The organism is Micromonospora sp. A202 (assembly GCF_006715105.1).
GTDB lineage: Bacteria > Actinomycetota > Actinomycetes > Mycobacteriales > Micromonosporaceae > Micromonospora > Micromonospora zamorensis.
The window spans coordinates 1,563,803-1,584,330 of sequence record NZ_VFMP01000001.1; the positions used below are offsets into that span (position 1 = coordinate 1,563,803).

General features: G+C 70.3%; 13 protein-coding genes. 7 read left to right on the forward strand and 6 right to left on the reverse strand.

Annotation, left to right across the window (positions count from 1 at the left end):
• Positions 1–3 precede the first annotated feature (3 nt).
• Positions 4–846, forward strand: coding sequence for a class II fructose-bisphosphate aldolase (locus FBZ33_RS07280; RefSeq protein ID WP_141908446.1), 843 nt, complete (start codon positions 4–6; stop codon positions 844–846).
• A gap of 95 nt (positions 847–941) precedes the next feature.
• Here the strand turns inward: FBZ33_RS07280 and FBZ33_RS07285 are convergent, their stop codons facing one another.
• A complete protein-coding gene (locus FBZ33_RS07285) occupies positions 942–2,138 on the reverse strand; it encodes an ROK family transcriptional regulator (RefSeq protein WP_210927640.1) in 1,197 nt (398 codons plus the stop codon).
• 103 nt (positions 2,139–2,241) lie between these two features.
• Entirely contained in the window at positions 2,242–4,674 is a 2,433-nt protein-coding gene (locus tag FBZ33_RS07290) for a family 20 glycosylhydrolase (protein WP_141908447.1), read from the reverse strand.
• Positions 4,675–5,010: 336 nt separating this feature from the next.
• Here FBZ33_RS07290 and FBZ33_RS07295 point away from each other — a divergent pair, with 336 nt between their 5' ends.
• Genes FBZ33_RS07295 through FBZ33_RS07320 form a run of 6 tightly spaced genes read left to right on the forward strand, consistent with a single transcriptional unit; the run spans position 5,011 to position 9,783 of the window.
• Positions 5,011–5,826 carry an ABC transporter permease gene (locus FBZ33_RS07295; protein WP_210794293.1) on the forward strand — a complete coding sequence of 272 codons (816 nt, stop codon included), beginning with the start codon at positions 5,011–5,013 and terminating at the stop codon, positions 5,824–5,826.
• Positions 5,823–6,605 carry an ABC transporter ATP-binding protein gene (locus FBZ33_RS07300; protein WP_088946950.1) on the forward strand — a complete coding sequence of 261 codons (783 nt, stop codon included), beginning with the start codon at positions 5,823–5,825 and terminating at the stop codon, positions 6,603–6,605. The genes FBZ33_RS07295 and FBZ33_RS07300 overlap by 4 nt, the downstream gene beginning before the upstream one ends.
• Positions 6,602–7,603 (forward strand): aliphatic sulfonate ABC transporter substrate-binding protein, encoded by a 1,002-nt coding sequence (locus FBZ33_RS07305; RefSeq protein WP_141908448.1) that lies wholly within the window; start codon positions 6,602–6,604, stop codon positions 7,601–7,603. The genes FBZ33_RS07300 and FBZ33_RS07305 overlap by 4 nt, the downstream gene beginning before the upstream one ends.
• 28 nt (positions 7,604–7,631) lie before the next feature.
• Positions 7,632–9,044, forward strand: a complete 1,413-nt coding sequence (locus FBZ33_RS07310; RefSeq protein ID WP_221629436.1) for a sulfatase — start codon at positions 7,632–7,634, stop codon at positions 9,042–9,044.
• The gene (locus FBZ33_RS07315) at positions 9,041–9,427 is read left to right on the forward strand and encodes a YidH family protein (RefSeq protein ID WP_141908449.1); all 387 of its coding nucleotides are present in this window, start codon (positions 9,041–9,043) and stop codon (positions 9,425–9,427) included. The genes FBZ33_RS07310 and FBZ33_RS07315 overlap by 4 nt, the downstream gene beginning before the upstream one ends.
• A gap of 32 nt (positions 9,428–9,459) precedes the next feature.
• Positions 9,460–9,783, forward strand: a complete 324-nt coding sequence (locus FBZ33_RS07320; RefSeq protein ID WP_141908450.1) for a DUF202 domain-containing protein — start codon at positions 9,460–9,462, stop codon at positions 9,781–9,783.
• 69 nt (positions 9,784–9,852) lie between these two features.
• On the opposite strand, the gene FBZ33_RS07325 is transcribed toward FBZ33_RS07320, so the two are convergent.
• The 4 genes from FBZ33_RS07325 to FBZ33_RS07340 all read right to left on the reverse strand — a co-directional run bounded on the left by FBZ33_RS07325 (position 9,853) and on the right by FBZ33_RS07340 (position 20,524).
• Entirely contained in the window at positions 9,853–12,486 is a 2,634-nt protein-coding gene (locus FBZ33_RS07325) for a discoidin domain-containing protein (RefSeq protein ID WP_185755230.1), read from the reverse strand.
• Between the two features lie 75 nt (positions 12,487–12,561).
• Complete coding sequence (locus FBZ33_RS07330; protein ID WP_141908452.1) at positions 12,562–14,832, reverse strand: family 20 glycosylhydrolase; 2,271 nt, start codon at positions 14,830–14,832, stop codon at positions 12,562–12,564.
• 28 nt (positions 14,833–14,860) lie between these two features.
• Positions 14,861–17,644, reverse strand: coding sequence for an alpha-L-fucosidase (locus FBZ33_RS07335; RefSeq protein WP_141908453.1), 2,784 nt, complete (start codon positions 17,642–17,644; stop codon positions 14,861–14,863).
• A gap of 90 nt (positions 17,645–17,734) precedes the next feature.
• A complete protein-coding gene (locus FBZ33_RS07340) occupies positions 17,735–20,524 on the reverse strand; it encodes a glycoside hydrolase N-terminal domain-containing protein (protein ID WP_141908454.1) in 2,790 nt (929 codons plus the stop codon).
• Between the last annotated feature and the right edge of the window lie 4 nt (positions 20,525–20,528).

Consider the following 20,528-nt stretch of genomic DNA (forward strand, 5'->3'; position numbering starts at 1 on the left):
CTGATGACCCTCGTGCCCACCGCCGACCTGGTGGCGGCGGCCCGAGCCGCCGGCACCGGCGTACTCGCCTTCAACGTGATCACGATCGAGTACGCCCAGGCGATCGCCGCCGCGGCGGAGCGTGCCGGCCGGCCGGCGATCCTGCAGATCAGCCAGAACGCTGCGCGCTACCACTCGGGCCTGTCGGCCATCGCCGCGGCGACGGCCGAGGTCGCCTGGAGGTCCAGCGCGACCCTGTCGCTGCACCTGGACCACGTCGACGACATCAGTCTGCTGGAGCAGGCTCCCGACTCGGGCTTCAGCTCCGTGATGGTCGACGCGTCCGCGCTGGCGTACGCCGCCAACGTGGCGACCACCCGCAAGGCGACCGAGTGGGCGCACGACCGCCGGCTGTGGGTGGAGGCCGAACTCGGCTACGTCGGCGGTAAGCCGGACGCTCCGGCGAGCGCCCACACCGCCGGCGTCCGCACCGACCCGTCCGAGGCCGCCCGGTACGTGGCCGAGACCGGCGTCGACGCTCTCGCCGTCGCGGTGGGCAGCTCGCACGCGATGGCCGACCGCACCGCCTCGTTGGATCTCGACCTGGTGGCCGCCATCCGCGAAGCCGTACCCGTGCCTCTGGTCCTGCACGGTTCCTCCGGGGTACCGCTGGACCAGATCCGCGCCGCGGTCGGTCATGGCATGGTGAAGATCAACGTCGGTACGGCCCTCAACGTGGCGTTCACCGATGCGGTCCGTGAGGCCCTGCCGCAGTCCCGGGACCCGCGCCGCTACCTCGCAGCAGGACGCAGCGCGGTGACCGGGGTTGTCGAACGACTGCTCACGCTCCTGCCCGCGGCACCGTAGCCAGCCGCCGCGCTGCCGGGTCGTGCGCTGGTCCTGTCCCGCGCTGCCGGGCCGTGCGCTGCTCCTGTGCCGCGTTGCCGGGCCGTGCGCTGCTCCTATGCCGTGGGGAGGGCCGGCAGGGGCTCGGACATGTTGAGCCGCAGGGCTGCCGCGACGGCGCCCAGGGCGCCGCCCTCGTCGCCGAACTGGGCCGTCACGACGTCCAGGCGGCGGGTGTGTCCGGGGATCGCCAGCTGACCGATGGCCGTCCGGACCGGTTCGAGCACCGTTTCGCCGGCATGGGCGAGGGTCCCACCGATGGCCACCTTGCCCGGGTCCAACTGCACCACCATTCCCGACAGGACTCGGCCGAGCAGCGTCGCGGCGTGCCGCACCACGTCGGAGACGATCGGCTCGCCGGCGATTGCCCGCGCGACCAGATCGGCCGGATCCGCGACTGTGACACCGCGCCGGGCGCACTGCTCGATCAGCGCCGACGGGCGGATCAGCAGCTCAAGGCAGCCGCGGCCACCGCACGGACAGGGGTCGCCGTCGGGCTCGACGCTGACGTGACCGATCTCGCCGGCCGCGCCGTGCGCGCCTCGGGCGAGCCGGCCGTCGACGATGAGCCCGCCGCCCACGCCGTCACTCCACCGGACGTAGATGGCGTCCCGTACGTCACGGGTCGCCCCCCAGGTGCCTTCGGCCAGCGCGGCCAGTCGGGAGTTGTTGTCGGTGACGACGGCTACGCCGTACCGGTCCTGAATTCGGGTGCTGACCTGCTTCGCGGCCACCGAGGGGCTGCTGCCGCTGTCGCCGGCCGAACGGCTCCGACCCGCCACCAGGCCGGGCAGGCCGAGGCCGATCGCCTCCAGGGCCCGCAGGTCGATGTCGTGCTGCTGCACGAGGTCGTCGATCAGCTTGATCGCGGCGTTGGCTCGTCGGGCCGGCCCCGCCGTCAGCGTGATGGGGCGGCTGCCCCGGGCCAGGATGTCGTGGCCCAGGGTGGCGACGATGACGGTGATCGTCGCCCGGCCGAGGTCGATGCCGACGATCCGGCCGGCGGACGGGTTGAGGCTGACGGTCGTGGACGGCCGTCCCCGGCCCCGGTGGCCGGACAGCGCGGGCTCGCGCTCGACGACCACCCCGCGGGCGATGAGGTCGCCGATGATGTCGAACAGCGTGGTACGCGAGAGCCCGGTCAGCCGGATGAGCTCGGCCCGGCTGAGCGGGCCGGCGCTGCGGAGCTGAGCCAGCAGGACCTCGGTGTGTGCCAGCCGCACACGCTGCATGGCATCCGGGCGTTCGATCACCGGACCATCATGACCGATGCCTCGTTTCCAATGTCGTTGCGGCAGCGTACGGGCGCGGTGACCGGCGCCGTCACCAGCGCGAGGTGACGGCACCGGCCGGTGGTCAGGGTGCTCGGACCGTGACGGTCAGCGCCGCCTCGACGGGGGAAGCCCCGGCCGAGCGCGCCGACAGTCTCCCGGTGTACGTGCCCGGTGCGCCGAACGTGCGTCGGGACACCACGGTGAACGCGCTGTTGATCTGCATCGCGGGGATGCTCGGGTCGCGCGTGGCGGTCGGTGTGAGCGCCTCCACCCGCCCGTCGCTCCAGGTGACCGTGGTGGCCAGGTCGGCGGACCGGAGTCCGGGGGCGGTGACCGTCCAGGTGGCGCCGGCCGGTGCGCCGACGACCGCGGTGGCCGGACGACCGATCGCCTGCTTGCGCCACGCCACGTCCGCGGTGGGGAAGAAGTTGACGCCCTGGACCGTCAACCGGCCCCCGGCCACCGACAGGCGGGTGGTGAAGTCGGCGTAGCTGCGCTGCGCCTGCGGCGTCCATCCGACCTCGGCGGTGGCGACGAGGCGCGGGAAGCTGTAGTACTGCGCCTGACCGATGCGGCGGATGAACTCGCCCCAGAGCGCCGATTCGACCCCGAGCACGCTGGTCTCGGCGATGTTCGGGATGAAGGTGCCGGGGTCCCAGTTGTAGTGCCGGTCCAGCCCGCACGGTCCGCCGCACGCCCAGGTGCCACCGAGCGGCTGACGGGAGTCCTGCTTCTGCGGCACGTACGTGTGGGGGGCGGGGGAGAGGACGACCTGGGCGCCGCGGCCGGTCACCGCGTTGGCCACCGCGGTGCGGTCGCCGTTCCAGTACTGCACGACGGCCCTGTTCTGGGGCAGCGTCGTGCCGGCGTACTCGTTCCAGCCGACCACCGTCTTACCGAGCGAGGCGACAGTCGAGGTGAAGGCGTTCACCATCATGGTGTAGTTCGCGTGGTTGGTCACGTGGGCCTCGTCGCCGCCGATGTGCAGGTACGGCCCCGGCGTCATGGCGGCGATCTGGGTCAGGACCTGAGTGACGAACTCGTACGTCGTCGTGCTGGCCGAGTCGAACGTCGAGTAGCCGACGTTGCCGGTGCCGTTGGCCGGGGCGGTCCGCTGTCCGGCGGCCGGTTTCGGCTGGGCGCCGGTGGTGTTCAGCTGGGGGATGGCGTGCAGCGCGGCGTTGGTGTGCCCCGGCATGTCGATCTCCGGGATGACCGTCATGCCGTTCACACCGGCGTAGCGCACGATCTCGGCGTAGTCGGCCATGGTGTAGAAGCCGGTGACACCCAGCTCGGTGCCCATCAGCTGGCCGCTGTCGTTGTAGGTCATGGCGGTACGGCCACTGACCGTGGTGAGCAGACCGTAGTCGATGCCCGCCGGGTTGCTCGCCGGGTTGTCGAGGGCGATCCGCCAGCCCTGGTCGTCGGTCAGGTGCAGGTGCAGACGATTGATCTTGTATTGGGCGGCGCCGTCGATGTACGCCTTGATCTCGTTCATCGGGTAGAAGCTGCGAGCGACGTCGAGCATCATCCCGCGGTGGGCGAAGCGTGGGTAGTCGGAGATCGTCACCGCCGGCACGGTCCACGTGGCGTCGACGACGGTGTCGGACTCCACCCACTGGGGGAGGAGTTGGCGCAGCGTCTGCACCCCGTTGAGTGCGCCGTTCGCCGTGTCGGCGCTGATCTGGACCTTCGTGGTCGTGACGACGAGCCGGTACCCCTCGGCTGCCTGCCCGGCGGGGCCCTTGCCGGCGCCGACCTCGACGACGATGGGCGCGGGCGCGCTGCTCTGGGTGACCACCGGCAGGCCGTACCCGGTGGCCGGTCGTAGCAGGCCGGCGAGGTAGGTCGCGGGCGCTGTCGCTTGCGCCCCGACCGCGACGATGGGCGTGTTCCGGTTCAGCGTGTACGGCGTGCCGCCGTTCTCCGTCATCGACACGGGTTTGGGCAGCAGGCCCAGCGAGGGCGCGGGTGCGGGCGCCGTCTCGTTCCAGATCTCGAATTCGGAGATGGAGTAGCCGTAACCCGCCCACCGCTGGTGCCCCTGCATGCGCACGTGGGACACGGGCTGCGCCGAGTTCACCGCGATGACGTCCGTCCGGGGGCAGGTGTCGCGTTGGACGCGGGCGACGTCCGTCCAGGTGGTGCCGTTGGTCGAGGTCTGCAGTGTGAAGTCACGGGCGCACGCGTTGGGCCAGGCGAGCACGACGTGGTCGACAGTGGCAGGGGTCGCCAGCCGTACCTGCACCCAGTTGGCGTCCTGGTACTTCGACGACCACCGGGTGTTGCGGTCGCCGTCGTTGACGTGGGCGGCGACGAAGTCGGCCCGGTCGAGCTCGACGCTCGACGCGGTGGCGGTGCCGGTCCGGGCCAGGTTCACCGGCGCGGCGGCGGCCGCGGCCGGCGTGCCGGAGGTGACCGGCGCGACGAGCGTCGCGGCGATCAGCAGGGCGAGGGGGGCGGCGGTGCGCCGGCGTCCCGATCCGGTGCTGTGGCGGGAGCGTGGAATCGACATGGGACTCCTTGGGCCGTCGCCCGGAGCGTCGGGCGGCTGGGGTGGCTCGGTACGCCGCAGTCTGACGAGAGTCGTCAATTTAGTCAATGCGTCGCACAATATCCGGCGCCCACGGCGGGGGGGGGGGGGGGGGGGCGTTGTCACGGCAGCGCCGTCACCCTAGGGTTGCTGGTCACCAGACATCGGATGTCTTATGAATCGAGGCAGTGCTGCCAGCTCGGCAATTTTAGTCCGAAGGGTTGACATGATTAGTCCGGTCACCAAAGATTCCCTTACCTTGAGCGCCGCCCACCCGGAAGGCGCGCTCCAATCCGACCTGGGCTACGGAGGGCCACCGTGCCGATAGACGTTCAACCGCCCCGGACCCGCGGGTCGGAGACCACCCGCACGGCGTCGCCACCACGCCGCGCCGTACCACTGCTGGCGTGGAACGTGATCGCCGTCGTGCTCGGCATCGGCATCTGGACCGTGCTCGCGCGGGTCGGGGTGTCGGGCCTTCCCGGGCCGCAGGCGGTCGCCGTCCGCGCCGGTGAACTCGCCATGGACGGCACCCTGCTCGACGACAGCCTCGCCAGCCTGCGCCGGGTGCTCATCGGATTCGCGCTCGGCACCGCCCTCGCGATTCCGGTCGGCTTCCTGATGGGGTGGTACCGGACGGCACGTGGCCTGATCGAGCCCTACGTGCAGTTCTTCCGCACGATCCCGCCCCTGGCCGTCATCCCGTTGGCCATCCTGCTCATGGGCATCGGGGAGACGCCGAAGATCTTCGTCATCTTCCTGGCCGCGTTCCTGTCCTGCGTCGTGTCGACGTTCCAGGGCGTGGTGAGCGTCGAACGCACCATGATCAACGCAGCCCGGGTGCTCGGCGCGAACGACGCCGTGGTGTTCCGCCGGGTCATCGTCCCCGCGTCCACCCCGTTCATCCTGGTCGGCATGCGCGTCGGCCTCGGCGCGGCGTGGGCGACCCTGGTGGCCGCCGAGCTGATCGCCGCGCAGGAGGGCCTCGGCTACCGCATGCAGCAGGCGCAGATCTACTACGACCTGCCGAGCATCTTCGTCGGCCTGATCACCATCGGTGTGCTCGGCCTGATCATGGACCGGCTCCTGCTCACCGCGGAGAAGCGCCTCACCGGATGGCAGGAACGTCGATGACCGAGAAAATCTCCTTCCGCTCCACCAGCCGCACGTTCGAGGTGGGCGGCAAACCGTTCCACGCGCTGCAGAACGTCGACCTGGACATCGCCGACTGCGAGTTCGTCACAGTGGTCGGCCCGTCCGGCTGCGGCAAGTCGACACTGCTGAACATCGCGGCCGGCCTGGTCGAACCCACCGGCGGTGAGGTGCTCGTCGACTCGCGACCGGTGCGTGGGCCCGGCCCGGAACGCGGCGTCATCTTCCAGCAGTACGCGCTGTTCCCCTGGCTGACCGTGCGCCAGAACGTCGAGTTCGGTCTCCAGATCGCCAAGGTCGGGCGGGCCGAGCGGCGGCGACGGGCGCAGCACTTCATCGACCTGGTGGGCCTCACCGACTTCGCCGACGCGCTGCCCCGGATGCTGTCCGGCGGTATGCGGCAGCGGTGCGCCATCGCCCGCGCGTACGCCGTCGACCCCGGCGTCCTGCTCATGGACGAACCCTTCGGCGCCCTGGACGCCCTCACCCGGGTGCAGATGCAGGATCAGCTGCTGGCCACCTGGGGCTCCGAGCGACGCACCGTCATGTTCATCACCCACGACGTCGACGAGGCCGTCTACCTCGCCAACCGGGTCGTCGTCATGGCTGCCCGGCCCGGCCGGGTGCACGAGGTCATCGACGTCGACCTGCCGTACCCACGCACCGAAGCCGTTCGCCTGTCACCGGAATTCTCCCGGATCCGCAATCGGGTCTGGCGCGCCGTCTACCACCAGACCCCTCAGGAAGGTGCATCGCAATGAGCTCTCTCTCCCGTCGATCCCTGCTCTCCGGCATCGCCGGCCTCGGCACCGCCGCAGCCCTCGCCGCCTGCGGCGACGACGACCAGTCCGGATCCGGCGGCTCCGGCAGCGAGCCGGTGAAGCTGGGCTACATCGCCGACTTCACCGGCGCGAGCCTCATGGCGATCGCCGACGACAGGAAACTGTGGGCCGAACACGGTCTCAAGCCGGACCTCAAGGTCTTCACCAACGGCCCCCTGCAGGTGCAGGCGCTCGGCGCTGGCGACCTCGACTTCGGCTACCTGGGCCCGGGCGCGATGTGGCTGCCGGCCTCCGGCAAGGCCCGGGTCATCGCCATCAACTCGCTCGGTTTCGCCGACCGGGTCATCGCCCAGCCGGGCATCACCTCCATGGCCGCGCTCAAGGGCAAGAAGGTCGGCGTGCCGGAAGGCACCTCCGGCGACATGATCGTGCGGCTGGCCCTGCGGAGCGCCGGCCTCTCCATCGACGACGTCCAGAAGGTCGCGATGGACCCGAGCACTGTCGTCACCGCGTTCGGGTCGGGCCAGATCGACGCGGCCGGCATCTGGTACCCGCTCATCGGCACCATCAGTAAGCGGGTGCCGAAGCTGACCGAGCTGGCCAAGAACGACGACTTCTACCCGGCCATCAGCTTCCCGTCCGCCTACGTGGGCCGCAACGACGTGGTGACCGGCAAGCCGGAACTGGTGAAGAAGGTGCTCGCGGTGCTGCGTGCCGCCAACGACGAGCGGGCCGCCAACCTGGACCGCGCTGTCGAGGTCACCGCGAAGTTCCTCAAGTCGGCCCCGATCGACCAACTGCGCGCCGAAGCCGCCAACGCCCGGTTCCTGCCGTCCGCCGAGCTCGCCGCCAAGTCCACCGACGGCACCGTCGCGGGTTGGCTCACCGGCCTCAACGGCCTCTTCAAGGACCTGGGGAAGCTGCCGAACGCTGTCGACCCGAACACCTACTACGACGCCGCCGCGTACGCGTCCTGAGGCGGGTCGCGTGAGAAAGGATCAGCACGTGCGGCCCAACATCGTCTTCATCATGGCCGACGACCACGCCGCGCACGCGGTGGGCGCCTACGGAAGCAAGATCAACGAGACGCCGCACATCGACCGCATCGCGGCCGGCGGTGCTCTCCTGGAGAACTGCTTCTGCACCAACTCGCTGTGCGCGCCCAGCCGGGCCACCATCCTCACCGGCACCTACAACCACGTCAACGGCGTGCAGACGTTGTCGACCGAGTTCGACAACAGGCAGCTCGTCTTCCCGGAGCTGCTGCGCCGCGCCGGCTACCAGACCGCCCTGGTCGGTAAGTGGCACCTCGGACACGGCCCGGAGCACGACCCCCGGGGGTTCGACTACTGGGAGGTCGTGCCCGGCCAGGGGCGGTACCGCGATCCCGTCTTCATCGGTATGGACGGCACCGAGCAGGTCCGTCCCGGCTACTGCACGAACATCATCACCGACCTGGCCGTCGACTGGCTCGACCAGCGCGACCCGCAACAACCCTTCTGCCTGCTGGTGCACCACAAGGCGCCACACCGCAACTGGGAGCCCGACGACAAGCACCGCGACATGTACGTCGACGACGTGGCCGTGCCGGGCTCGTTCGACGACGACCACTCGGGGCACGCCGCCGCCGCCCGGGCCGCCCGGATGCGGGTGGACCGGGACCTGACCGCCAACGACATCAAGGAGATGCTGCCACCACACCTGGACCCCGACGAGGCCGCCCTCTGGACCTACCAGCGCTACATCAAGGACTATCTGCGCTGCGTCGCCAGCGTCGACGACAACGTCGGCCGCCTGCTCGACTATCTCGACGAGCACGGGCTGACCGACGACACCATCGTCGTCTACACGTCCGACCAGGGCTTCTTCCTCGGTGACCACGGCTGGTACGACAAGCGGTTCATGTACGAGGAGTCGCTGCGGATGCCGTTCCTGATCCGCTACCCGGCGGAGATCCCGGCCGGCTCCACCACCAACGCGCTCGCCATGAACGTCGACTTCGCCCAGACGTTCCTCGACTACGCCGACGTGCCGGCCGACTCCCGCATGCAGGGACGCTCACTGCGACCGCTGCTGCGCGGTGAGGACGTCGACGACTGGCGGCAGTCGGTGTACTACCGCTACTGGGAACACGACGACGACGAGCACCACGTGTGGGCGCACTACGGCGTACGCACCCACGACCACAAACTGGTCTACTACTACGCCGACGGGCTGGGTCTGCCCGGCACCTCCGCCACGGCGCAGGAGCCGGAGTGGGAGCTGTTCGACCTGCGCGCCGACCCGTGGGAGATGCGCAGCGTCTACGACGACCCGGCGTACGCGAGGATCAGGGCGGCGCTCGTCGAGGAACTCGCCCGCGTCCAGCGGGAGTGTGGCGACCTCCCGTGGCAGCCTCCGGCACCGGTCAGCGGGTGACGGACGAGGCACCTCCCGCGCCGGCCGGCCCGGGCCGCCCCGACCGTCGCTGGCCACGCCGCGTCTACGGGGTCGGCACAGAGCCGGACCCCCGGTTCACCCTCGCCAACGAGCGCACCTTCCTCGCGTGGCTGCGGACCGCGCTGGGCCTCATGGTGGCCGCCGCGGCGGTCAAGGCCTTCGGCGCGGAAGGCTCGCAGTGGGCGGCGGCCGTGCTGGCGGTGCTCGCCGTCGGGGTGGCCGTCGAGGCGTTCCCTCGTTGGAGCCGCAACGAACGGGCGCTGCGGCTCCAACTGCCGTTGCCGTCCACTCCCGTCGCGGTCATGGCGGCGGCGGGGGTGGTCGTGGCCGGCCTGACCATCCTCGTCGTGGTGCTGATCTGATGTCGGTGCTGATCTGATGTCGTGGTGCTGATGTGACGGAGCCACCACGGCTCGCCGACCGAGGAGCACAGGCCGAACGCACCCTGCTGGCGTGGCTTCGTACGGCGTTGGCGACGGCCACCGTGCTGGTGGCCGTCGGACGGGAACTGGTGCCGCGTCATCCCTTCGCGGCGGGACTTGTGCTGGCCTGCGCTCCGCTCGCCGTCGTGGTTGCCGTCCTGGCGCGGCGTCGGTATCGGACCGTCCGACTGCCCACCCACCTGGGTCAGCCGGAGGGTGCCGCACTGCTGGCCGCCGGCAGCGCGCTGGTCGTGACGGGCGGCGTGGCGGTCCTCGCCCATGTTCTCGCCCGATAGGGCGGACTGCCGTCGATCCTGCCGTTCCGGGGCGACACCAGCGTCGCCCCGGAACGGCAGAGAGACCGGTCAGGCCGTCGAGCCGTACAGGTTGATCTCGGCGGCGGAGGCGTACCCGGCGCCGTTGGCGGCGCGGGTGGTGCGCAGGCGTACGTGCCGGGCCGTGGTGGGCGCGAAGACCGCCGACTTCACTGTGCTGCCGGAGCCGAAGGTGCCGGCGGCGATCTGGGTCCAGGTGGTGCCGTCGGTGCTGGTCTGGATCTGGTAGTCGGCGATGGTGCCGTTGGTGCCACCGTCCTGGCGTGGCAGGTAGTCGAGTCTGTCGATGCGGAAGGTGCCGCCGAGGTCGATGGTGATCTGGTGCGGCATGGCGGCGACAGCGCCGACGTAGCGGGTGTGCCAGATGGTGGCGGGGTTGCCGTCGATGGCATTGGCGGCGGCGCCGTTCTCGCCGACCGTCTCGACGCTGTCCGCCGTCGCGGTCCAGCGGACGCGCGACAGCTGTGGGCTGTCTCCGCCGCCGATCGCCTCGTCCGTCGGTGCGGCCTGGAAGACGGCCACCTCGAACGGCGCCAGCGTGATGCTCACCGGTGCGGCGGGACCGGACACGAAGCTGGATCGGCGTCCGTCGCGTTCGGTGAACCTGTACCGCTGGTGGGTCCCGCCGGGCAGCTCGAAGACCGTCTGCGGGTTGACCGTGAAGCTCTGCGCGGACGCCGACGGGTTACGCAGCATCAGCATGCCTCTGGACGCCCCGGCCGAGGAGTTCCAGGCGGCCGTGCCGTAGACGGCGCCCACCGCCGGATCACCGCCGACCCAGTGCACGTCGCTGAGCAGTCCCTGGTTGGCGCGGGCCCACTTGGCGTTGGCCGCCACGGTGTCCCAGAACCAGGCCGCGCCCGGCCTGGTGGCGTCGACGAGCGTGTTGCGCACGTACAGCTCCTGCAGGCTCAGGCCGAGCGCGAAGTAGGCGCGGATGTCCTGCGACACCTCCGCCTGCACGCTGGCCTTGGTCAGGTCGTAGTCGGCGGTGAACTGTGGTGTGCGGTCGGAGAAGAGCACCCCGTGGTTCATCAGGCTCGGGATCGGGAACAGCGGGTTCTGGGTGGCGACGTTGCGGAACGTCTCCGAGTCGCGATAGTTGACGTAGCGCTGTTGTGCGCTGCCCGCACCGGTCAGCGACGCGTCGTGCCCGTCGCGCCAGATGGAGTCGGCGTACCACAACCAGTAGGGCGAGCCCCAGGTGCCGACTGTGGCGTTGACGAACACGTCCTTCTGGTGCGCCCGCAGATCCCCCGTCAGCCCGAGCAGCGCCTCGTAGTCGGCGATGTAACTCGCGTTCGGGCCGGACTGGTAGAGCCCGCCGCCGATTCCGTCGAGCTTGAAGCCGCGTACCCCCTGGTTGTCCATCATGTCGAAGGCGACCGACCGGAACCGGTCGTAGTAGCGGCTGCCGCCGAGTTTGAACTGACCGCCGCTGTGGGTCTCCAGCCGCTGGTCGGCCGGCTTGCTCGCGTTGATGGCCTGCCGGGTGGCGGCGCTGGTGCCGTACCCGCCGAACGGCGACATCCACACCGACATCGATGCGCCGTACTGCGCGGCCGCGGCCTTCTGCGGTGCGAAACCGGTGGGGAACTGGGTCGGGTCGAACGACCAGACGTTCAGGTTCGTCTCGTCGACCCGTGGTGAACGCAGATAGTCCCAGCCGTCGTCGACCCAGAAGCTGTCGATGGTGGCGCCGCGGTTGCGCAGCTGGGTGCCGAACAGGTTGACGGCCCGGGTCAGCTCGGCGCTGTTGATGACCTCGCCGGGTGGCTTGAGGTCCAGCCAGCTCTGGTAGTGCAGGAACGTCCGGCGGTCGTGAGCGCGTTCGCGTTGCAGGTAGTACTGGAACGAGCGGCGTAGCTGCCCGGCGGGCGAGACACCGGTGGAGGCGGTGTACACCCACGAAGCGCCCGCGGTGAGATCCCCGGCACGGGGCACCGCGATTTCGACGGTCGACCCGGTCACTGTGGCCTTCGCCATCGGGTTCTCGATGCCGACGAACACCGTCTCGCCACCGGCCGCGCCGTGCACCACCGGGCTGCCGTCGTCGTTGCCACGCACCCGTGCGTTCGCCAGGTTGAGCTCCACCAGGCGCAGCGACGTCACGTCGAACGTGCCGGCCACCGAGCGCACGGTGAAGCTGTGCTGCACGGAGTTGGCACCGCCGCGCAGCCGTACCTGCCACTGCACGTCGAGGGTCCGCGCCCCGCTGCCGTACCGGAAGGTGGTGGTGACCGCCTTGCCGGCGAAACGTTCCGCGAGCCGTGCCGACACCGCGTTCGCCGGCAGGTCGCTGACCACCGGGCCGGCTGAGACCGTCGTGTTCGCTGTCGTGATGGTGCTGCCGTCTGTGAGGGTGAGGGTGAAGAGCCCACGGAGGCTCATCGGCACCGTGGTGTTCGCTGCCCGGTTGTCGAACCGGGTCAGCGACACCGTGCTGCCGAGCACGCTCCACGTTGTCGACAGCGCCGCGTTGGCCAGGGTGAAGGTGCCGCCGGACAGCGACGCCGTGGCCGCGCCCGGTTGGGGGCCGGGGAAGACCAGGCCGGCGGCATCGGTGTAGGTCGGGTCGGCTGGGACCGCCGCCCCGGCCGGGGCCGGATGGCCCCCGACCGTGGCGACGGCAGCGGCGATCAACGCCAGAACGATGGTGGGCACGACGAGTCGCCGGGGCCGTGCTGCCGATGAGAATGGCGGGGGGATGGCGTGCTGCATCGTGCCTCCATCGGTGGTTCAGGCGGTGGGGGTGCTCCAGCGCTGGTTGGCGCCGTTGGTGCAGGGCCAGAGGATGAGGCGGGTGCCGTTGGCGGTCGCGCCGCCGTTGGCGTCGAGACACTTGCCGCCGGTGCGGTAGGTGCTCGTGGCGGTGTCGTAGGTCCACCGCTGGGTCGTGGCGGTGGTGCAGGTGCCGATCACGATCGTGGTGCCGTCGGTGAGGCTCCCGTTCGCCGGCCACAGGCACTTGCCCAGCGCGGTGAGGGTGCCGTCGTTGCGGTGGGTCCACGTCTGGTTGGCGCCGCTGTTGCAGTCCCAGAGGTTGACCGCGGTGCCGTCGGTGGTGTTGCTGCCGGGGATGTCGACGCAACGGCCGCTGGCAGCGCCGGTGATGACGCCCTTCTTCGGGCCGTAGACCTCGAACTCCCAGAGGGAGTAGCCGAAGGTGGTGGCGCGCGCGGTGCCCTGCATGCGGACGTACCGGGCGGTGGTGTTGACGAGGTGCTCGTCGGTGCCGCCGTCCCCGGCGGTGACGGTCACCGCGGTGCTCCAGGTGGTGCCGTTGGTGGACGTCTGGATCTGGTACGCCCGGGCGTAGGCGGCCTCCCAGCGCAGTGCGACGCGGGACAACTCCTGACTGCTGCCGAGGTCGACCTGGATCCAGCTCGGGTCGGTGTAGGCCGAGGACCAGCGGGTGCTGATGTCGCCGTCCACCGCGGCCGTGGCCGGGAAGCTGGCCGTCTCGGTCGACGACGCGGTCACCGGGCGGTTGGTCGCCAGGTTGCTGGTCGCCACCGCCGGGCCGCCGGGAGCCCGGCCGATGCGGTCGATGATCGCCCCGAAGGCGGTGTACGTGGCGACCGGCTTCGGTGACCCCCAGGTCTGCTGGGCGATCACACGCAGGATGGTCCGGATGCCCGCCGCGATCTGGTCCTCGGTCTCCGCGTCCGGGTAGTCACACCAGATGTGCAGCACAGTGCCGAGGTTGCGGGACGTGTCGCCGACGGTGGTGTTGCCCTGGAACCGGTCCGGGGTCCAGGTCTCGTAGGCCCACGTCACGTTCGGCTTGCTGATGGCGGGAACGTAGTAGGTCGGATCCCACGCCTGGTTGGAGATGGTGTGCCCACGGTCCAGCAGGGCCTGCGGGGTGATGCCGTAGTTGTACCAGACCTCGACGTGGATGTTGGACGCCGGCCGGATGGTGCCGTCGGTGCCGATGCCGTCGTTCCACATGCGGGTGGTCTTGCCGCCGGCGCGGACGATGTCGTTGGCCCAGTTGATGAAGCCGTAGTAGGCGTCCTTCGCTGTGGCGTTCGCCCCGTAGGTCGCGCGTGCGTAGGTCAGCAGCTGCGGGTAGGCCGCGTAGTTGCCGATGTACTCGTCCGCGCCGATGTGCCAGTACCGGCCGGGAAACAGCGGCAGGAACTCGGTGATGAGGTCCCGAGCGAGGGTGTAGGCACCCGGCTTGGACAGGTCGAGGTAGTAGGGGTTGCGGTTGCCGTTGGTGTCGGTGAGTTGCAGGTCCGGGTGGTCGGCCAGAATGGCGTTCATGTGGCCCGGCATGTCGATCTCGGGGATGACCTCGATGTGGTACTGGGCCGCCAGGGCGATGAGGTCGCGGATCTGCTGTTTGGTGTAGAACTGCTCCGACACCACCTCCGGGTGGGTGGTGCTCTCCAGCCGGAATCCGAACGTGTCGGACAGGTGCAGGTGCAACCGGTTCATCTTCAGGTAGGCGAGCTCCTTGACGTGCCGACGGAGCCAGTCGACGGTGAAGTACTTGCGACCAACGTCGACCATCATGCCGCGTTCGGACTTGGTCGGGGCGTCGGTGGTCGTGCCCGCCGGGACCGTGCTGGACTGCTTGAGCAGTTGCAGCACCGTCCGGGTGCCGTAGAAGGCGCCAGCGTCGGTTGAGCCCTGGATGGCGATGCTCGACCCGACAGTCATCGTGTAGCCCTCGGCGGGTTGGCTGCCGCCCAGGGTCAGCCGGATGTCGCCGGTGGCGGCCGTGCCGGTGGTGACCGGGATGGTGCGGCCGGTCAGGTCCCGCAGGTCCGCGGCGAAGGTGGCAGCGTCGTCGTTGAGCTGGGCGGTGTAGGCGGGATCGACCACGATCCGGGTCGTGGTGCCGAAGGTGTAACTGCCGGTGCCCGCCGTCCACTGCTTCAGCGCCGGGATCACCTGCAGATCACCCGGTACGGCCGAGGCCGGCGTGGCCGGCACTGTCAACAGTGCGGCGGCGAGTACCCCCACCGCGCCGGTGACACTGATACGTCGAAGACGCATTGTTCACTCCTCTCAAAAGGCTGGGAAATCAGCAGGACGCCGGGTTGGCGGTGCTGTCGGTGGCGTACGCGGTGAGAGTCGCGACCTGCGGGACACCACGCGCGGCGGTGACCCGCAGCCGCAGCCGGTCGCTGTTCACGGCGGCGGTCAGCGGCACGATCCGCTTGTGTCCGACCGTTCCGGCGGCGGCGACCTGTTGCCAGCCACCGTTGATCCAGGCGTCCACGGCGAACGCCTCGATGCGCTGGCCGTTGCCGACCGACTCCTGCAACAGGAGCCGGTCGAACGTGCGGGCCCGGCAGGCGGTCAGTTCGACAGCTCCGGTGGTGGCACCACCCGAGGGCGACCAGTACGTGCCCAGGGCCGTGTCGGTGAGGGCGGCGTGGGTGCCGGTCGCACCCGCCGTGGCGAACAGCTCCCGGCCGTACCGCGAGCGTTGGGCGGTGCCGAACCCGTCGAGGGCGGTGACGTCCGGCGCGTCGATCACGCCGGCCCGGTTCGGCGGGACGTTGAGCAGCAGGTTGGCGTTGCGGCCCACCGCGTTCTCGTAGAGCTGCATCAGCGCGGCCGGCTGCTTGACCGAGCCGTTCTGGCCGGCGTGCCAGAACCAGCCGGGTCGGATGGACACGTCCGCCTCGGCCGGATACCAGGACAGGTACGTGACAGTCCCCAGGTTGCGTCCGATCAGCGCGCTGGATCCCAGGTCACCCGACGCGGCGCCACTGAGCATGTCGTCGTCACGGTTCAACGCGCCGGGATCGGCGCCCTTGAACGGCAGTGCGCTCCACTCGTCGGCCCGGAACGCCCCGGACTCGGAGCCGACCCAGCGCACGTCCGGGCCGTTGATCGCGATCGTGGCGCCTGGTTGCAGGGCCCGGATCAGCCGGTACCAGTCACCGACCTGGTACGGCTGCGGGTACGCGGTGTACGGGTTGGCGCCGTCGAACCACACCTCGGCCATCGGCCCGTACTCGGTGAGCAGCTCGTAGAGTTGGTTGAGGAAGTAGGCGTTGTAGTCGTCGGCCTGGTACGTGTACGTCTGCGTGGGGGCGCGGGTGTCCCCGGCGACGAGCGTCGGGATGGTGATGCTCCGCTTGGCACTGCCGTTGCCGAACCGGTCGCCGCCGCGCCGGCCGGGGATCTCCGCGCCGTCGGCGGGGGAGAGGTAGAAGCCCACGGCGAGACCCGCCGAGCGGGCCGCGTCGACTGTGGCGCGAAGGATGTCGCTCTGGCTGGTCCGGCCCCACCAGGGGCTGCTGCGCACCGAGTGGGTGCTGTATCGCGACGGGTAGAGCAGGAACCCGTCGTGGTGCTTGACGGTGAGGATGACCTGCTTGAAACCGTTGCGCTTGAGTACGTCGATCCACTGCGTTGGGTTCACCACAGTGGGGTTGAACTGGGCCGGGTCCTCGTTTCCGCTGCCCCATTCGACGTCGGTGAAGGTGTTCATGCCGTAGTGCAGGAACGCCGTCAACTCGCGTTGTTGCCAGGCCAGTTGGGCGGCTGACGGCGTGACCTGGGCTGCCTTCTGCCGGATCCGGTCGAGGGTGTCGCACCGGTCGACGGTGATGACGGTGGCCGACGTGACCGGGCCGCTGCTGCCGGGATCGCCCGCGCAGCCGGGGGGCGGCGGGGTGCCACCACAGACCGGCGCGTCGAGTTGGAAGTCGGCCGGACCGGCGGCGCCGGTCATCGACGCGAGGGCGATGGCGTCCAGCGTGCCGTGCCAGCCGCGGTTGCGAGCGCCGGCGTCGTTGCCGAAGGCCAGCAGACCCTGCGACGCGTTGGCCGCCGCCACCGGTGTGGTGACTGTGGTGCCCACCTGGCAGCCGTTGACGTACGCGACGAGCCGTGCCGCGGTGTCACTCACGTACTCGTAGGCCAACGCCACGTGGGTGTCCTGCGTGTCGGCCAGGTTCGGCCCGCTCTGCCGGGTGTCGTGGTACGGCGCGTCCGGCCCGTACATGCCGAACTCGGTAGTGGTCTGGGAGCCGCTCGCGTAGCGGTAGTAGCCGCCGCCGGCGAGGCTCAGCAGCGTGTCGAAGGTGATCGTGGCACCGCTCTGTCGGCGTACGACCGCCTCGGCCAGCAGGCTCCTGTTGACGTACTTCGCGCTGGTCACCGGGATCCGTGGGGTGAACCCGATGCCGGTGCCCCCTCCGGTGAGCGTGACGGTCGTACCGCTGATCACCTCACTGCCGGCCAGCCGGGTGAGCTGCCCGTCGACCAGTTCCCCGGTCGAGGGGGTGTAGCCGGTGGTGGAGGTGAACGTGCCGCTGAAGCCGACCTCAAGCAGCGGTTGATAGTCAGCCGCCGCGACGCGCCACTGCTGGTTGGTGGCGGTGGCGCAGGGCCAGAGGATGACTCTGGTGTTGTTGGCGGTGGCACCGCCGTTGGCGTCGAGGCAGGTGCCGGTGGCCTGGTTGCGCAGGGTTTTGGCGGTGGTGTCGTAGGTCCAGCGTTGGTTGGTGGCGGTGCCGCAGGTGGTGATGGTGGCGGCGGCGCCGGCTGTGGTGCTGGCGGGGGCGAGGCATTTGCCGCGGCTGCGGATGGTGTTGTCGGCTTGGCGGGTCCAGATCTGGTTGGTCGCGCCGGTGCAGTCCCAGAGGATCAGGGCGGTGCCGTCGGTGGTGGCGGCGCCGGGTACGTCGACACAACGTCCGCTGGCCACCCCGGCGATCGTGCCGTCCCCCGGGGCCGCGGCGGCCGGTGCCGCCCGTGGGGTGAGCTGGACCAGGCAGGTGGCGAGCAGGGCCAGGGCGGCCAGTGATGCGCCGCTTGCGCGCGCGCGGCGGCGCAGGGTGCGGGTCATGGGGGTGTCCTCTCCGGGAACGGGTCAGGGAGGGGTGGCGCAGAGGTGAGGTGACCTACGGGTACGGCCAGCCGGCGGTGAGGGCCGGCGTCACACCAGCCACTGCTGGTTGGTGGCGGTGGTGCAGGGCCAGAGGATGAGTCTGGTGTTGTTGGCGGTGGCACCGCCGTTGGCGTCGAGGCAGGTGCCGGTGGCCTGGTTGCGCAGGGTTTTGGTGGTGGTGTCGTAGGTCCAGCGTTGGTTGGTGGCGGTGCCGCAGGTGGTGATGGTGGCGGCGGCGCCGGCTGTGGTGCTGGCGGGGGCGAGGCATTTGCCGCGGTTGCGGATGGTGTTGTCGGCTTGGCGGGTCCAGATCTGGTTGGTCGCTGCGGTGCAGTCCCAGAGGATCAGGGCGGTGCCGTCGGTGGTGGCGGCGCCGGGTACGTCGACACAACGTCCGCTGGCCACCCCGGCGATCGTGCCGGTCGCGGCGTCGGAGACCGCCTGGTAGCGGTGCCCGGCTTCGGCCGTGAACGTCACCCGGTCACCCGTCCGGTTCACCGGCACGGCCTGGTTCGTGGTCAGGTCCACCAGCGACGCGGTGGCCAGCATCGGATTCCGTACGGTGAGGGAGCCGCTGTTGCCTGCGGTCAGCGTGATCCGGCTGGCCAGCCGGTTGCGCCACTCGGTGTCCACAGTGACGTTCCCGCGGGCCCGCAGACCGCTGACCGAGCCGGTGGGCCAGGCCGCCGGCACGGCGGGCAGCACGTCGACGACGCCGTTCTGGCTCTGCAGCAGCATTTCCGCCATTCCGGCGGTGGCCCCGAAGTTGCCGTCGATCTGGAACGGCGGGTGGGTGTCGAACAGGTTGGCGAGGGTGCTGCTCTTGAGCTGCTCGCTGAGCATCTTGTGGGCGTGGTCGCCGTCGAGCAGCCGGGCCCAGAAGTTGATTTTCCAGGCCTTGCTCCAGCCGGTGCCGCCGTCGCCTCGCGCCGTGAGGGAGACGCGGGCGGCGTTGGCGAGAGCGGGGGTGGTCGACGGTGATATCTGCCGCCCCGGGTGCAGGGCGTACAGGTGCGAGACGTGCCGGTGGTCGTTGGTCGGGCTGTCCCAGTCCGCCTTCCACTCCTGCAACTGACCCCAGGAGCCGACCCGCAGGCCGGGGTCGAGCTTGTTCAGCGTGGTCTGCCACTGCCCGCGCAGAGTGGCGTCGACGCCGAGCGTGGCGCTCGCCTCGATGGTGTTGGTGAGCAGGTCCCACACGATCTGCTCGCTCATCGACGCGCCGGCCGAGAAGTCACCCTGCTCGGGTGAGTAGCTGGGCGAGACGACCAGCCTGCCGTCGCGCGGATCGACGTGCAGGTTGGCCCGCCAGAACTCCGCGGCCTCCTTCATCGCCGGGTACGCCTGGTCGCGGAGGAACGTCGTGTCGCGGGTGAAGCGGTAGTGCTCGTAGAGGTGCTGGCACAACCACGCGGCCGCCTCCGGGAACCAGAAGGCGGTGGCCCAGTCCTGGACGCCGGTGAAGCCGTACGGGTTGGTGCTGAGGTGCGTGACCCAGCCGCTCGTACCGTAGATGTTCTGCGCGGTGACCCGGCCTGGCGCGCGCAGGGCGTCGATGAAGTCGAACAGCGGCGTGGCGGTCTCGGTCAGGTTCGTGGTCTCCGCCGGCCAGTAGTTCATCTGGACGTTGATGTTGGTGTGGTAGTCGGCCTGCCAGGGCGGGGTGTTGGAGTTGTTCCAGATGCCCTGCAGGTTGGCTGGCAGGGAGCCGCCGCGGGAGGACGAGATGAGCAGGTACCGGCCGAAGGAGAAGTACAACGACTCCAGCGCGCGGTCCTGGGCTCGCCCAGCGGCACCGGTGTAGGCCGACCGCAGCTCGTCGGTGGGAACGTTCGGCATCTGCCCGCCCACGTTGAGCCGGACGCGGTCGAAGAGACTCTTGTAGTCGGCGAGGTGGGCCGCGCGCAGCGCCGCCACCGTCGAGGCCGCCGCGCCGTCGACCGCCTGGGTGACCTGGGCGTGGGGGTCGGCGCCGCGATAGCTGGGGTAGGTGTCGGCGTACGACGTCGCGGCGGACAGCACGATGAACGCCGAGTCGGCGCCGGTGACGGTGATCCGGTCGGTGCCGTCGGTCCGGGTGCCACCGGTGGTCACCACCCGGTACTGGGTCTCGTGGGTCAGCCCGTTGCCGGGCAGCGCGCCCCGCACGGTGATCCGGCCGTTCGCCACCGTGACGGTGCTGCCGGGCTGGGCCGAGGCGGTACGCAGGACGAAGGAGACCTTGCCGGCCTGGCTGGCCGACAGCCGGGTGACGATCACGTTGCGGGGGTGGCTGGCGAAGTACTCGCGCTGGTAGGACACCCCGCCGTAGGAGTACCCGACGCGAGCGGTGGCCTCGGCGAGATCCAGCTCGCGCCGATAGTCGCTCACGGTCGCCGGGGTGCCGGTCATGTCGAGGTACATGTCGGCGAGGTTCTGGTACGAGCCGAATCCGGTCGCCGGCTGGCCGAGTGCCGTGGCGACCGCGCCAGGTGCCATCCGTGTGTCCCGGTCGATCTGAGCCTGCACGCCGGTCAGGGCTCCGGGCCGTGGTGACGTCCAGTTGCCGTGGTTGTAGCCGCTGGTGCCGGGACCGCCCGTCCACAGTGTCTTCTCGTTGAGTTGCAGGCGTTCGGTCTGGATGCCACCGAAGACCATGGCGCCGAGCGCACCGTTGCCCAGCGGAAGCGCGTTGCTCTCCCAGTTGGCGGCGGGCTCGTCGTACCAGAGCGCCAGCCCGGGGTCGGCGGCTGCTTCGGCCGGAGCGGAGTTCGCGGACGCGGCGGTCAGGGCCGCGGCCACGAGAAGAGCCGCTGCTGCGGCTCGCAGGATCGTCTGGGTACGGCCGATGACAGGCATAGGG

Bases quoted from the DNA above. Each gene is read 5' to 3' on its own strand.
- FBZ33_RS07300 (WP_088946950.1), top strand. From the start codon at position 5,823: ATGACCGAGAAAATCTCCTTCCGCTCCACCAGCCGCACGTTCGAGGTG.
- FBZ33_RS07335 (WP_141908453.1), bottom strand. From the start codon at position 17,644: ATGACCCGCACCCTGCGCCGCCGCGCGCGCGCAAGCGGCGCATCACTG.
- FBZ33_RS07290 (WP_141908447.1), bottom strand. From the start codon at position 4,674: ATGTCGATTCCACGCTCCCGCCACAGCACCGGATCGGGACGCCGGCGC.
- FBZ33_RS07340 (WP_141908454.1), bottom strand. From the start codon at position 20,524: ATGCCTGTCATCGGCCGTACCCAGACGATCCTGCGAGCCGCAGCAGCG.
- FBZ33_RS07305 (WP_141908448.1), top strand. From the start codon at position 6,602: ATGAGCTCTCTCTCCCGTCGATCCCTGCTCTCCGGCATCGCCGGCCTC.
- FBZ33_RS07330 (WP_141908452.1), bottom strand. From the start codon at position 14,832: ATGCGTCTTCGACGTATCAGTGTCACCGGCGCGGTGGGGGTACTCGCC.
- FBZ33_RS07280 (WP_141908446.1), top strand. From the start codon at position 4: ATGACCCTCGTGCCCACCGCCGACCTGGTGGCGGCGGCCCGAGCCGCC.